The organism is Prosthecobacter sp. SYSU 5D2 (genome assembly GCF_039655865.1).
GTDB lineage: Bacteria > Verrucomicrobiota > Verrucomicrobiia > Verrucomicrobiales > Verrucomicrobiaceae > Prosthecobacter.
The window spans coordinates 311,985-325,549 of record NZ_JBBYXL010000006.1; the positions used below are offsets into that span (position 1 = coordinate 311,985).

At 57.0% G+C, this 13,565-nt stretch carries 11 protein-coding genes; 6 read left to right on the forward strand and 5 right to left on the reverse strand.

What is annotated here, in order from left to right:
• Nucleotides 1-81: 81 nt before the first annotated feature.
• From WJU23_RS12320 to WJU23_RS12335, 4 genes are all read left to right on the forward strand, one after another.
• Entirely contained in the window at nt 82-2,853 is a 2,772-nt protein-coding gene (locus WJU23_RS12320; RefSeq protein WP_346332875.1) for a 2-oxoglutarate dehydrogenase E1 component, read from the forward strand.
• 36 nt (nt 2,854-2,889) lie between these two features.
• A complete protein-coding gene (gene sucB / locus WJU23_RS12325) occupies nt 2,890-3,993 on the forward strand; it encodes a dihydrolipoyllysine-residue succinyltransferase (RefSeq protein WP_346332876.1) in 1,104 nt (367 codons plus the stop codon).
• Nucleotides 3,994-4,092: 99 nt separating this feature from the next.
• The gene (locus WJU23_RS12330) at nt 4,093-5,004 is read left to right on the forward strand and encodes a DUF502 domain-containing protein (protein ID WP_346332877.1); all 912 of its coding nucleotides are present in this window, start codon (nt 4,093-4,095) and stop codon (nt 5,002-5,004) included.
• Between the two features lie 70 nt (nt 5,005-5,074).
• Nucleotides 5,075-7,051 carry an amidophosphoribosyltransferase gene (locus tag WJU23_RS12335; protein WP_346332878.1) on the forward strand — a complete coding sequence of 659 codons (1,977 nt, stop codon included), beginning with the start codon at nt 5,075-5,077 and terminating at the stop codon, nt 7,049-7,051.
• A gap of 20 nt (nt 7,052-7,071) precedes the next feature.
• Here the strand turns inward: WJU23_RS12335 and WJU23_RS12340 are convergent, their stop codons facing one another.
• Complete coding sequence (locus tag WJU23_RS12340; RefSeq protein ID WP_346332879.1) at nt 7,072-9,192, reverse strand: S8 family serine peptidase; 2,121 nt, start codon at nt 9,190-9,192, stop codon at nt 7,072-7,074.
• A 187-nt stretch (nt 9,193-9,379) separates the two neighbouring features.
• Here WJU23_RS12340 and moeB point away from each other — a divergent pair, with 187 nt between their 5' ends.
• Both moeB and WJU23_RS12350 read left to right on the forward strand, forming a co-directional pair.
• On the forward strand, nt 9,380-10,513 hold the full coding sequence (gene moeB / locus WJU23_RS12345) for a molybdopterin-synthase adenylyltransferase MoeB (RefSeq protein ID WP_346332880.1): 1,134 nt from the start codon (nt 9,380-9,382) through the stop codon (nt 10,511-10,513).
• A gap of 18 nt (nt 10,514-10,531) precedes the next feature.
• On the forward strand, nt 10,532-10,720 hold the full coding sequence (locus WJU23_RS12350) for a hypothetical protein (RefSeq protein ID WP_346332881.1): 189 nt from the start codon (nt 10,532-10,534) through the stop codon (nt 10,718-10,720).
• A 13-nt stretch (nt 10,721-10,733) separates the two neighbouring features.
• Here WJU23_RS12350 and WJU23_RS12355 read toward each other — a convergent pair whose 3' ends face one another.
• The 4 genes from WJU23_RS12355 to WJU23_RS12370 all read right to left on the reverse strand — a co-directional run bounded on the left by WJU23_RS12355 (nt 10,734) and on the right by WJU23_RS12370 (nt 13,496).
• A complete protein-coding gene (locus WJU23_RS12355; RefSeq protein WP_346332882.1) occupies nt 10,734-11,579 on the reverse strand; it encodes a sterol desaturase family protein in 846 nt (281 codons plus the stop codon).
• A gap of 23 nt (nt 11,580-11,602) precedes the next feature.
• The gene (locus WJU23_RS12360) at nt 11,603-12,130 is read right to left on the reverse strand and encodes a DUF5069 domain-containing protein (RefSeq protein ID WP_346332883.1); all 528 of its coding nucleotides are present in this window, start codon (nt 12,128-12,130) and stop codon (nt 11,603-11,605) included.
• Nucleotides 12,131-12,212: 82 nt separating this feature from the next.
• Nucleotides 12,213-12,968 (reverse strand): ABC transporter permease, encoded by a 756-nt coding sequence (locus tag WJU23_RS12365; RefSeq protein ID WP_346332884.1) that lies wholly within the window; start codon nt 12,966-12,968, stop codon nt 12,213-12,215.
• Between the two features lie 69 nt (nt 12,969-13,037).
• Entirely contained in the window at nt 13,038-13,496 is a 459-nt protein-coding gene (locus WJU23_RS12370; protein WP_346332885.1) for a transcription elongation factor GreAB, read from the reverse strand.
• Nucleotides 13,497-13,565: the final 69 nt, after the last annotated feature.

Below are 13,565 nucleotides of genomic sequence, written 5' to 3' on the forward strand. Positions count from 1 at the left end.
TGCAAGAAGAATCGTCAAATTCCAACCTTTACCAAGTTGCAAGCGTAGCAAAAGCGTCCCATTCTGCCACACCCCATAGCCATGACAGCCTCCGTGCCCTTCCGGGCAAATTCAGACCTCCTCGACGCCCAATACACAGACTGGAAAAAAGATCCTGGTTCCGTAGATACGACCTGGGCGTCTTTCTTTGAAGGATTCGAACTCGGCATGGCCGAGCTCTCCAAAAGGCAGGCAGGCGGCGCAAAACCCGATGCCAGCTACTGTGAGACGCTTTCGGAGAAGACGCTGAACTTCCGCATGCGGGTGACCAACGCCATTCTGGTCTTCCGCTCTCTCGGCCATATCGCAGCGCACGTGGATCCGCTTTCTCCCTCAGCACCGGATTCAGCCACCCTGTCGGTGGAAGGACTGGGCTTTAGTAAGGAAGAGCTGAACGAGGAAGTGCAGACGCACATGTTCCGCAATGGCCAGCCCATGAAACTGCAGGCGATGCTGGAAGAGCTGCGCCGGATTTATTGTGGCAAGACGGGCTATGAGTTCATGCACATCCACACGCCGGAGATTCAAAACTGGCTGATGGAGCGCATTGAAAACCGCCCCTTTGAACCCGCCCCGGCTGCTGAACTGCAAATTGACGCGCTGCGCTGGCTGCTGGAAGCGGAGACTTTTGAGCGCTTCCTGCACCGTCGTTATGTGGGCCAGAAACGCTTTTCAGTGGAAGGGGGCGAGTCTCTCCTCGTCGCTCTGGAGACCATCCTGGAAAACCTGCCCCGACTGGGAGCCAAAGAAATCATCATGGGCATGGCCCACCGCGGCCGTCTGAGCGTGCTGGCGAATTTCCTGCGCAAGCCGCTGGAATCTCTGTTTTACGAGTTCAGCGAAAACTACGTGCCCAACATGGTGGCCGGTGACGGGGATGTGAAATACCACCTCGGTTTTGAAACGGTACGCAAGACGCGCAGCGGCGATGACATTGCCGTGATGCTGGCCCCGAACCCGAGCCATCTGGAAGCGGTGGACCCTGTGGTGGAAGGCATGGCCCGCGCGCGCCAGCGGATGCTGGGTGACACGGCTCAACGCAAACAGGTGATCCCGGTGCTCATTCACGGTGATGCGGCCTTTGCCGGCCAGGGCATTGTGACGGAGGTGCTCAACCTTTCCCAGCTTCCAGGTTACAGCACGGGCGGTACCATCCATGTGGTGGTGAACAACCAGATCGGCTTTACCACCCTGCCTGCGGATGCACGTTCCACCCGGTATTGCACGGATGTGGCCAAGATGATTGATGCTCCGATCATCCATGTAAATGGAGACTGCCCGCTGGAAGTCGCGCATGCAGCCAAAATGGCGATCGAATTCCGCCAGACTTTCGGACGGGATGTGGTCATTGATATCGTCTGCTATCGCCGCTACGGCCACAACGAGACGGATGAGCCGGCTTTCACCCAGCCGAACATGGCGCGATCCATCGCTGCGCATCCTTCGACTGCGGCCATCTATCGTGGCACGCTGCTGCAAAACGGCGTGCTGGATGAAGACGGTGCCAACGCTCTGCAAAAGGAGCTTGAAGACGAACTGGAGGATGGGGTGAAAACCCTTGCTGAACGCGAAGCCACCATGGGAGACAATCCCTACGAGGGCAGCATGACCGAACCGCAGCCGCCGTTTTCTTTTGGCTCTCCTGCAACCGGCATTGAAGAAAGCCAGCTCAAGTCCCTGGGTGAAAAGCTGCTCCAGACGCCTGAAAGCTTCCGCCTGCACCCGACTATCGCCAAGCGCTTCCTTGCTGCCCGCAAAAAGGCTGTGGAAGCCGGTGAGGGCATTGACTGGGCCTATGCTGAATCCCTGGCCTTTGGCTCCCTGCTGACAGACGGGCTGGGAGTCCGCCTCAGCGGGCAGGACGTACGTCGTGGCACATTCAGCCAGCGGCACTGTGTATTTTACGACACCGAAACCCGCGAACGCCACATTCCGCTGAACAACCTGGCTGAAGATCAGGGACGTTTCTGCGTCTATAACAGCCTTTTGTCCGAAGCTGCGGTTCTGGGCTTTGACTATGGTTATACGCTTCTGGCACCGAATGTCCTGATCTGCTGGGAAGCGCAGTTTGGCGATTTCGTCAATGGTGCCCAGGTCATTATTGACCAGTTCATCGCCAGTGCCGAAAGCAAGTGGCAGCGCCCGAGCCAGATCACGCTGCTGCTGCCTCATGGCTATGAAGGCCAGGGACCGGAACACTCCAGCGCCCGTCTGGAGCGGTTCCTCCAGCTTTCGGCCGGCCGTAACTGGGCCGTCTGCAACTTCACCACGCCTGCCCAGTATTTCCACGCGCTGCGCCGCCAGATGAAGCGTGAATTCCGTAAGCCGCTCATCGTCATGACGCCGAAGAGCCTGCTGCGCCATCCCAAGTGCGTTTCCAAGCTCAGCGATATGGGCGAAGGCACCAGTTTCCGGGAGATCATTGATGATGAAAACCTGCTGGGGCCCGCCGAGCGCGTGACCCGTCTGATTCTGTGCACAGGCAAAGTCTATTATGACCTGATGGAGTTCCGCGAGCAGAACAAGATCAAGAATGCGGCCATCATCCGCATTGAGCAGCTTTATCCGCTGCATGAAGATCTGCTTAAAGAACTGGTGGCCCGCTACCCGCGTGCGCAGAAAAAGTGGGTCTGGTGCCAGGAGGAGCCCCGCAACATGGGTGCCTTCAACTACATCCGCAACCGCCTCTCCGAGATCTCCGGCCACCGCGTGCGTTATGCAGGCCGCGAACGCAGTTCCAGCCCCGCCGCAGGCTCCAAAGCCATCCACGTCCTGGAGCAGGAGAAATTGGTGGAAGATGCCTTCTCCGTTTGATCGCCGGAACCCAAGACCCTTTATTACTCTTTAGCTATGCCTGACATCAAAATCCCTGCTCTTGGCGAATCCGTCGCCGGAGGTCAAATCGCCAAATGGCACTTCAACAATGGAGATGCCGTCAAAGTGGGCGACGTCCTGCTGACCCTGGAAACCGACAAAGTGGCCGCCGAGGTCACCGCCGAAACTTCCGGCGTTTTGACCATTGGCAGCCAGGCCGGTGACGATGTGGAAGTAGGAGCTGTCGTCGGCAGCATCGCTGAAGGCGCAGCCGCACCCGCTGCCAAGGAAGAGCCCAAGCCAGCACCAGCCGAAGATAAACCCGCAGCCAAGGTAGAAGAACCCAAAACGGCTCCTGCACCGGAGGCCAAACCTGCGCCCGCGCCGAAGGCAGAACAGGCCCCCGCTCCGAAACCTGCTGCGGCCCCTGCAAAGCCTGAGGGCCGGACGACCCGCAAGAAAATGAGCCCGCTGCGCAAGAAGATTGCTGAGCAGCTTGTCAGCGCCCAGCAGACGGCAGCCATCCTGACCACCTTTAACGAGTGCGACATGAGCAACATCATGGCCATGCGCTCCAAGCTGCAGGACAGCTTCGTCAAAACCCACGGAGTGAAGCTGGGCTTCATGTCCTTTTTTGTGAAGGCTGTGGTGGAAGCATTGAAAGCAGTGCCAGCCATCAATGTGCGGGTGGATGGCGATGAGATCGTCCAAAACCACTTCTATGACATTGGCGTGGCCGTAGGCACTGAAAAGGGCCTGATCGTGCCTGTCCTGCGTGACACAGACCAGAAGTCCTTTGCTGAGATCGAGAAAGACATCCTTGCTTACGCAGCCAAGGCCAAGGAAGGCAAAATCTCCATTCCAGATCTGACGGGCGGCATTTTCACCATCTCCAATGGAGGTGTCTATGGTTCCCTGCTCAGCACACCCATCATCAATCCCCCTCAGAGTGCCATCCTGGGCATGCACACCATCCAGCAGCGCCCGGTGGCCGTGGACGGCCAGGTGGTGATCCGTCCGATGATGTATCTGGCCCTCAGCTATGACCACCGCGTGGTGGATGGCAAAGAAGCCGTGACTTTCCTCATTCGTATCAAAGACTGCATTGAGAATCCGGCCCGGATGCTTGTAGGTGCATAAATTGATACGAACTTTCACGTTCGTTGAACAATTATAGGTGTCAGGTGCTCTATAACAAGGAAGCTGCTTCCTTTGTTGGCCCAGGGCCTGCACTTCTCCATGTCCCCGCTCCCCCCCATACCTCCGCCTAACCCGCGCAGCCCGTTTGTGTGGCTGCGTAACAAGTTTCTGGCGGGACTGGCTGTGGCATTGCCACTGCTGATCACGTTCTGGATTCTCCAGAGCGCGTATCATCTTCTGCACGGATGGAGCGTCACCTTGGTGGATTTCATGGCCCGATTTATCAATGAACTGGTAGGCCGTGTCATCGTGGATCCGAGTTCTCCCACCTATCAGCATGTTCTTACCTTTGTGGGGTTCCTGATCCCGCTGATCGTTTTTCTGGCACTCGGTGTCATGGCCACCAATGTTCTTGGCGTGCGCGTGGTCACGGCCATGGACAAGCTTTTGCTAAGCGTTCCTCTGGTTTCCTTCATCTACAAATCGCTCAAGCAGGTGATTGACGGCTTCAAGGGGCTGGGGGGAAGACAGAATTTCAAGCGGGTGGTGTATGTGGACTACCCATCAGGCGACATGAAGATGCTTGGTTTTGTGACCGGCCAATATCTGGATCCTGAACAGAACAAAGTGCTGGCCGCTGTTTTTATCCCCGGTGCACTCAGCCCGATGACAGGTCTGCTTTTGGTGGTGCCGATTGAGCAGGTGACCGATGCTCCGCTGACGGTGGAAGATGCCATGAAGCTGATTTTCTCAGGTGGCCTGATTGTGCCCCCCCGGCTGGCGGCCCCGGCTTCCAAACCGGACATCAACCCAGCCCCCCTGCCAGTGGCGGAGGATGCCGAAGAGGAGGAGACCGCACCTGAGCTACCCATGGGCCTGCCCAGGGCCGAAGATTTTGATTCCGGGGATCCTGACATCCTCAGCGACAGCGAGCTGGAGGCTGCGGAACTGACCGGAGCACGCTCCCCTGGACGCCGCATTTTGAGCGCCCTTTCATGGAAGAAAAAATAGTGTTTATAAAAAGCTGCTGCCACGCCTTGCACTCGACACATTGTCTGCCAAGGATAAGCGCTCCCAACACATGAGCGACCCCATCCGACACGAGTGCGGCATTGCCGTAGTCCGGTTGAAAAAACCTTTGGCCTATTACCAGGACAAGTACGGCACAGCCCTTTATGGACTGGAGCGCCTGTTCGGTCTGATGGCCAAGCAGCGTAACCGTGGCCAGGACGGCATCGGCATCGGCTGCTGCAAACTGGACATGCCTCCAGGTGCCCCGTACATGTTTCGCGTCCGCTCTACCAAATCCGCCGAGGCTATTGGTGAAGTGCTGGCCGATGAAATGAAGGAGTTTGGCAGGATCGCCCGCCGGGTGAATGCCGAGCGCAAGGAGCAGAGAGACGAACTGGGCATCGAATACGTCAAATTTGAAGACGATCCGGAGGCCATCAAAAGGGAGTTTGAACTCGCCGGTGAAGTCAATATGGGCCATTTGCGCTATGGCACGAGCGGCGCTTTTGGCAAAGGCAGCCTGCATCCCTACATCCGCCGCAGCACCTGGCCGACGCGCAGCCTGATGGTGATGGGGAATTTTAATCTCACCAACTCAGGCGAGCTGAACAGCCTCATGATGAAACGGGGACAGCATCCCGTTTTCGATACGGATACGCAGACCGTTTTGGAAGAAATCGGCTTCCAGCTGGATGAAGCTCACACGGATCTCTACCACAAGATGCGGGACACCGGTATCCCACCGGAAAACATTACGCAGCACATCAGCCAGCAGCTGGATGTGGCGCAGATAATCCGCAAATCCGCCGAACTGTGGGATGGAGGCTACACCATCGCCGGAACCATCGGCAACGGTGATTTTTTCATCATGCGTGACCCGCAGGGCATCCGTCCCTGCCACATGTATGAGGACGATGAAGTCGTGGCTTTCGCCTCTGAGCGTGTGGCTTTGATGACGGTGTTTGAAGTGGGGGAAAATGATATCCGGGAGCTGCCGCCCGCGCATGTGTGCGTGATCAAATCCTCCGGGGAGCAGTCCATCACTCCCTTCATGAATTCTGACCTGCCACTGCGCCCCTGCTCGTTTGAGCGCATCTACTTTTCACGCAGCAATGACTCCGTCATCTACCGTCAGCGCAAGGCGCTGGGAGAGCAGATGGTGCCGCAGCTTATCGAGGCCATTGGCAACGACTGGGAGCACACCGTCACCAGTTTCATTCCGAACACGGCTGAAACGGCCTACCACGGCTTTCTCGACGGCTTGCGTTACAAACGCCGGCAAGAAGTCAAGGACGCCATCCTGGAGATGGTACGCAGCGGCACGCTGGATGAACCGGCCCTGGATGACCTAATCCTGCGCAACTGGCCGCGGTCTGAAAAGATCGCCCACAAGGACATCAAGATGCGCACCTTCATCGCCCAGGAAAGCGGGCGTGACCAGCTTGTCTCCAGTGTCTATGACATCACCTATGGGGTGGTGACTCCCAATGACAACCTGGTCGTTATTGACGATTCCATCGTGCGCGGTACGACGCTGAAAAAGAGCCTGTTGCGCATCCTGGCCCGCACCGATCCGCAGCGCATCATTGTCTGCTCCACCGCCCCGCAGATCCGCTACCCGGACTGCTACGGCATTGACATGTCGGAACTGGGCAAATTCATTGCCTTCCAGGCCGCGATTGCGCTGCTCGATGAACGGGGCATGCGCCATGTGGTGAAAGACACCTACCTGGCCTGCAAAGAAGAATTGAAGAAGCCCAAGTCTGAGATGCGAAATGCGGTGAAGGCCATCTACGCACCCTTCACGGATATTGAACTCTCTGCCAAGATCAGCGAACTGGTCTATCCGCAACACACGGCCTGGAAGGGTGAGGTGCGCGTCATTTTCCAGTCCATCGAAGGCCTGCACAAAGCACTCGGACCTGAATATGGCGACTGGTATTTCAGCGGCGACTACCCGACTCCTGGCGGTTTCTCCACAGTGAACCGGGCATTCATCAACTTCTTCGACGGCAAGGGCGGCCGGGCTTACGACACCCTTCTGTGAGCAAACCGTGATCCATTGGTTCACTCCAAAGCAGGAGAGGTAAGCCAGGCTTTCACTCGCAGAAAGGTTCGGTCTGCGGCCATTTCGGGCGGAAGGGTTGCAATGATACGGTCTCCGTTGCGGATGATCGTCGCTCCATCCGTCTCATGGACCACCTCCTGCCAGGAATCCGGCAGGAGGGTGGTGGATTTCTCTATCATCCAGCTCACGTCCGTGCGCACCGCTGGCTGATGAAATTCGAGCAGGGTCGTGGTACCGTTTTCGGGAGTAGTGACCGTTGAGAGATGCGGTTTACGAACTTCATCTTCAGACAAATCCTGGGAAGGATCTGTACCAAAAAGGTATTCCAGCATATTTGCCAGGCCATCTCCATCACTGTCCGCGGTAAGATCCGGTGCCGAAGCCGCCAGATAATAATATCCCCAAATTGGCAGATCGTCCAAGTCGGGAGGGTATTGCTCAAACAAGAGCGCTGTTGCCGCTTTCAAATCCGGCAGCGGGCCGATGGCCGTTGACGTGTCTCCCGCTTGTTCCTGACCTGTCTCCTTCAATATTTGGCGGATTTCTCCGGGAGACAGTTGAACCTCCGATATGTTAAGAGCGACTGCCTGCAACAAAGCTGCTGCAGACACGACGATGGGGGTCGCTGAACTGGTGCCGCTAAATCCCGCAGTGTATGACTGTCTCGGGTCCGCGCCGTAAACATAAGTGCCAGAGCTGCTGCTCGATGTGGTAAAAACGCTTCCTCCCCAGGCTTGCATGTCCACCCTGCGGCCATAGGTGCTGAATGAACGCTTCACCCGATATTGATCCCCGGCTCCTACAATGATGGCACCGCTATCCCCCCGGGCGTGGTAAGGATCAAACATGGCATCGTCCAGATTTTGGTTTCCATTGCCAGCAGCAGCGATGGTCAGAACTCCGGCATTGGTGCCTGTCCTGACAGAAGTCCAAACACTTTGATTGTATTCAGCAGGTACATAATCTGAATCAGGTCCAGGGCCGCCTGTCTGCATTTCTAAAACGACAATGTCCCCGGGACCAGAAGCAACAATGGCAGCCAGAACGCAGGCTGCCCGGTATTGAGCACCTGTGGTCAGGGTCGAGTATTCGGGATAAAACCAATAATCACAATCTGGTGCACCTCCACTGGTTCCATAACCATTATCGCCTGAGGCCATGATTCCCAACACTGATGTCCCATGTCCCATGCCAAAGCCGGTATATCTGGAAACGACTTCCGGCTGCATCTTTACCAGGCCGGAAAGATCTTCGTGATCCATATTGAGATCGTATTCACAATCGCTGATGCGGATTCTGGCATCACCACGGATTCCGTATTCGTTCCACACGTGGTCAATATCCACCCCGATATCGGCCCATCGGTACCTTTGGTGGCTGACAAGGAGAGGAGTGGGCGGAGCAATATCCTCCGCAGGAGGAGGCGGCAAAAGATCCATCGCTTCTAGTTCCACCCACTCCACCTCATCCATGGCGTGGAAGTCTTGAGCCAGACTGACCACCTTTTGCCGTGTCGGCAAAGGCAGTTTTACTTCGATCATAGCGGCAAGATCAGCCTGGGCTTCCCCCGTCATTTCAGCCGCCCTTCGGGTGAGTGCGGCAATTTGTTCATCACTTGCCGTATGCAGCCGATGAAAATTAAGCCTATGGGAGTCAGCCAGCTCCGTCAGCCCGTTCAAGGATTTTGATTCCTTTGCGTGCAGCAGCAATCTTCCATTCTGATCAGCACGCGCGATTAATGGATCAGCAAGTTTGACTGTCAGTTTGAGATCCTGGCCTTCAGGCACATGCAAGGGCTCCTTGGGCGGGATGACACGAGGCTTTAGAGATTTCAAAAAGGCCGCCTCTTCTGCAGACATCATCGGTGATGATCTGATGATAACCCGTTTTTCAGCCACATCATTTTCACCGGATTTCGTCCTCAAAAGTAATGCTGTTCGCGCATCAACTTCTGTTGGTGGCGGCCTCGGAGCGTCATTTTTGGGAGCCAGCGTGTCCGCCTGATCAATACGGGGCACGAAAGCGCCACCGTCCCCATGATTAGACTTCCAGTTAAGAATAAAAGCTACAGCAACAGCCAATAAAAATAGCAGCCAAAGTGAAGCTCGTCGAAAATTCATCCAGGTAGGCTCTTAATTTAAACATCCCATGTCACGATGAAAGTGAAATGTATTTCTAAATTGAGCGAAAATCACAACAGCCTGAACCGGCGGGTTTAATAATTTGAGGCCCCTGATTTCGTGACACGGAATTCACATAAGCCTGTTGCCTTTATGCCCGGCAAATGCTCCTCTGCCCTTCCCTCCCATGTCCGATCTCACCCCTGATGAGCTTCAACGTTATGCCCGGCACCTGGCCATGCCGGAATTCGGCCTGGCTGGGCAGCGGAAGCTGAAGGCGGCAAAAGTTTTGTGCATTGGTGCTGGGGGGCTGGGCTCTCCCATCACCATGTATCTGGCGGCCGCTGGCGTGGGCTGCCTGGGCTTGGTGGACCCGGATGTGGTGGAGGTATCGAACTTGCAAAGACAGCTTCTTTTTGGCCAGAGTGACATCGGGCGGCCCAAGCTGGAGGCGGCACGGGACCGTCTGATGGACATCAATCCCCACCTGGAAGTGCGCCTGCACCGGGAAATGTTTACCGCCGCCAATGCCCGTGAGATTGCGGCGGACTATGATGTCATTATTGACGGAACGGATAATTTTCCAACACGCTACCTGTCCAATGACACGGCTGTCTGGCTGGGCAAACCGAACGTGTATGGCAGCATCCTGCGTTTTGAAGGACAGGTGGCCGTGTTTGCCCCGCATCTGGATGCCCCCTGCTACCGCTGCATGTCCCCTGCCCCGCCGAAGCCCGGCCTGGTGCCTTCGTGTGCCGAGGGCGGTGTGCTGGGCGTGCTTCCCGGCCTGGTGGGCACACTGCAGGCGCTGGAGGCCATCAAGCTCATCACCGGCATTGGGCAACCTTTGTTAGGCCGCCTGCTGCATGTGGACACGCTCAGCCTGAGGTTTCGCACGTTTAACCTGCGGAGCGATCCTGACTGCCCGGTCTGCGGCGACCATCCCACCATCACTGAACCCATTGATTACCAAGGCTTCTGCGGCATGACCCCTCCCCCCAATGTCCCCACCCTGACCGTCCAGCAACTGCATGAAAAACGCCAAAAGGGGGAGGACCACTTCCTCCTGGATGTACGTGAGCCGGATGAGTACGCAACTGCCCGCATTGAAGGCTCCACGTTGATCCCTCTGGGCGAGGTGGCCTCACGATCCGCTGAGATTCCGCGTGACCGGACCGTGCTGGTTCATTGCCGCTCCGGCATGCGCAGCGCCAAGGCGGTGGCCGCTCTTCAAGAACAGGGCTTCACAGATGTCTGGAATGTCGCGGGCGGCATCCTGGCCTGGGCCAGAGAGATAGATCCTTCCGTTCCCGCAGCCTGATCCCCCTTCCCCCCCCTCATGGACCTTTCCTGGATTGACGATTTCCTGCCCACGTTTCGTTGCCCGCACACGCATCAGACACTGCGCTGGGCCACGGCTGAAGACTTGCTGCACCATCAGCATCCCGCCGAGAAACAGGCGCTGGTCAGTGAAGACGGCTCACGCCTCTTTCCCATAGAGGAGGGCATCCCGGTGCTGCTGCCGTAGCGGCGGGGCGGGCCTACTCCTCGCCGGCTTTCCAGCCAGGGCCGCGCAAGACATAACCCAGGCGCTTTCGCCAGGGCAAAGAACTGCGCCGCACATCCGCCCACATGTCCCGCCATTCATGCAGAACGATGTTCACCGGCCCGCGATCTTCGATCCTTTTGGTTAGACCGTAGCGCACGGGTTCTTCCGGAAGCTCGGCCTGAAAGGTGCCGAAAAGCTTGTCCCACAGAATGAGGCACATGCCCATGTTTTTGTCCAGATAACGGCCATTGGAGGCATGATGCACCCGGTGATGGCTGGGTGTGACCAGCACATGCTCCAGCCAGCCCATGGAGCGGATACGCTCCGTGTGAATGAGGCTGCCGTAGATCTGCGTGGCAGCATACATGAAAAGGATGTCTAACGGCTCAAACCCCAACCAGGCGATGGGGAGAAAGTAGAGGGTGCGATAAACTGGCTGAAAAACAGAGGACCGGAATCCTGTGGTCAGATTAAACTCTTCCGACGAATGATGCGTCACATGCACCGCCCAAAACAGGCGGCAGTGATGATCCACGAAATGCAAAACGTAATAGGCCAGGTCCTGCAGCAGGAACAGGGCCGCCCAATACAGCCAGCCCTGCTCCAGGTCCATCACCCGCCGGTTCCAAAACCAGAGCAGCAGCGGCAGCACCAAAACGGCCCGCAGCAGGAGATCCAGGCTGCCGTTCAGGGCGGCCATGTAAAAATTGGTCAGCGTCTCCCGCCGGGTGTAAGCCCGGATACCATGGAAATGGGTGACGATGATCTCCAGGAGAATGGCCCCCAGGATCACCGGCACGGTGATGAGCAACAGCAGTTGTTCACGAAACAGTTCCATGGCTGGTCATGCGCCGGCCAGGATCAGGCCTTGCGGGATTTGACGTAGTCGAGGATTTTTTGGTCATCGCCATCCGCCGCCCAGACCACGCGCAGGAAATCGGCCGGATGGATGTCATGTTTGGATAAAAAAGCCCGGTCTCCGCCGCAGCAGAACATGGTGTCCGGGTCCATTTCCCCCTTCAGTTTGGCACGAGCCTTGGCGATGATGCGTGGCAGCCAGACATAGCCATCCATGTCCGCCGTTTTTGCCGGAAGCTCCGAAGGGACGATGACCTTTGTGCTTGGCACGCCTTTTTGAATGGTCAGGAAATAATCCCGGCGCACGGCGGCGATGAGCAGCGCGGTGATTGCAGTGGGATCCTCGCCACCGGAGCTGACGTTATCTTCAACGAAGTCGAAAAACTCCCTTTCCCGGCAGCCGATGGCCTTGAGGAAATCCTGGTCCTCGTCGCTGAACCAGCTTTCGAAGTCCTTGTTGCCCTCATCGTATTCGTCCACGCAGGCGTCGAAGAGTTCCACAAAATACGAGTCCCAGATGTAATGCTTCATAAGTGGCACATGCATAAACACGACCCGGCCTCAGGGCACGCGAAAAGTTTGGAAGATGGCTGCAGGCGCACCGCCACGACTGCTACCGGCGCTGCAATCTGAAGCTTAAAGCCGCCAGGAAAAAAGTGGCCAGGATCATCAGAGTGCTCAGGGCATTGATCACAGGCAGGTTTCGGCTGGTTTTCATCATGCTGGCCACCCGCAGGGGCAGCGTCGTGTTTCCTGGGCCTGAGACAAAAAAGGTGATGACGTAATCATCCATGGAAAGCGTGAAGGCCAGCAGGCCCCCGGCCAGGATGCCTGGGAGTAGCATGGGAAGCAGCACCCGCCGCAGTGTCTGCAAGCGCGTGGCCCCCAGGTCCCGTGCTGCATCCAGAAGCGTCATGTCAAAGTCTTGCAACCGCCCCATGACGACCAGGGTCACGTAACTGACGCAGAAAGTCACATGGGCGATCCAGATGGTCAAAAAACCGGTCTCCACTCCCAAGGCTACAAACAAGGCCAGCAGGGACATGCCCATCAGGAGGTCCGGCAGCGCCAGCGGCAGGGTGACGAGGCTGTGATGCACCGATTGCAAGCGGGAGCGGAACTGATGCAGTACCCAGGCGGCCATCGTGCCCAGGACCATGGCCGCGAGACTGGCAAGACAGGCAATTTTTAAGGTGAGGAAGAGAGAGTCCCAGACCTCGTCCGCGTCCCAAAGACGCTGGTACCATTTCCAGGTGAAGCCCTCCCATTCGCCGCCGAACCTGGAATCATTGAATGAATTCACCATCAGCACGACCAGGGGAGCGTGCAGGAAAAGAATGACGGTGAAAGTGACGACACGGGCGGGCATCCGGGCAGGAAAATGAGGCAGGCTTTATAAATGATCAATCCCGCACTTGCCTGCATGAAACGGGTTTGTTCAAGCAATTGCCGTGATACGAAAAGTGCGGCTCTGGCCAAGCCCGGCCGTCTCGCCAACCTTTTTGCCCATCAGCTTTGCACCCAAAGGTGAAGCGGGGGTGATGACGAGAATTTCCTGCCCATCCACAACGATCTCGGTGCCACCGGCAGCGGGCCCGACAAAGTAATGGTTCTCACCGTTGAGAGTCACCAGGGAGCCGGGCCTCACTTCATCCTGGGCTTTCGGGTCCTGGGCCAAATTTTGATAAAGGTGGACGGCCTGCTGCACCTCCGCCACACGCTGCGCCTGGCCCCTGGCCACATAAGAGGCCTCCAGAGTGCGGGTGTCATACTTATTTTCCGCCTTGCTGTCGGGATCTGTCGCCGCAGCATAAGAGGCACGGGCACCGCGTGTCAGCATCTTCAGTTCCTCTTCCAGGGTTTTCAGGATGGCGGCAAGGACAGCAGTTTTTTTCATGAACCGGGATTCATAGGAAGGGCGGGCCCAATAGAAAAGGGGCAATCCCTGGAGATTTGCAGGGGACGT

What these genes read in the sequence shown, in the direction of transcription:
- WJU23_RS12320 (WP_346332875.1), top strand. Translation starts at nt 82, where the DNA reads ATGACAGCCTCCGTGCCCTTCCGGGCAAATTCAGACCTCCTCGACGCC.
- WJU23_RS12330 (WP_346332877.1), top strand. Translation starts at nt 4,093, where the DNA reads ATGTCCCCGCTCCCCCCCATACCTCCGCCTAACCCGCGCAGCCCGTTT.
- sucB (WP_346332876.1), top strand. Translation starts at nt 2,890, where the DNA reads ATGCCTGACATCAAAATCCCTGCTCTTGGCGAATCCGTCGCCGGAGGT.
- WJU23_RS12335 (WP_346332878.1), top strand. Translation starts at nt 5,075, where the DNA reads ATGAGCGACCCCATCCGACACGAGTGCGGCATTGCCGTAGTCCGGTTG.
- WJU23_RS12350 (WP_346332881.1), top strand. Translation starts at nt 10,532, where the DNA reads ATGGACCTTTCCTGGATTGACGATTTCCTGCCCACGTTTCGTTGCCCG.
- moeB (WP_346332880.1), top strand. Translation starts at nt 9,380, where the DNA reads ATGTCCGATCTCACCCCTGATGAGCTTCAACGTTATGCCCGGCACCTG.
- WJU23_RS12360 (WP_346332883.1), bottom strand. Translation starts at nt 12,130, where the DNA reads ATGAAGCATTACATCTGGGACTCGTATTTTGTGGAACTCTTCGACGCC.
- WJU23_RS12355 (WP_346332882.1), bottom strand. Translation starts at nt 11,579, where the DNA reads ATGGAACTGTTTCGTGAACAACTGCTGTTGCTCATCACCGTGCCGGTG.
- WJU23_RS12340 (WP_346332879.1), bottom strand. Translation starts at nt 9,192, where the DNA reads ATGAATTTTCGACGAGCTTCACTTTGGCTGCTATTTTTATTGGCTGTT.
- WJU23_RS12365 (WP_346332884.1), bottom strand. Translation starts at nt 12,968, where the DNA reads ATGCCCGCCCGTGTCGTCACTTTCACCGTCATTCTTTTCCTGCACGCT.
- WJU23_RS12370 (WP_346332885.1), bottom strand. Translation starts at nt 13,496, where the DNA reads ATGAAAAAAACTGCTGTCCTTGCCGCCATCCTGAAAACCCTGGAAGAG.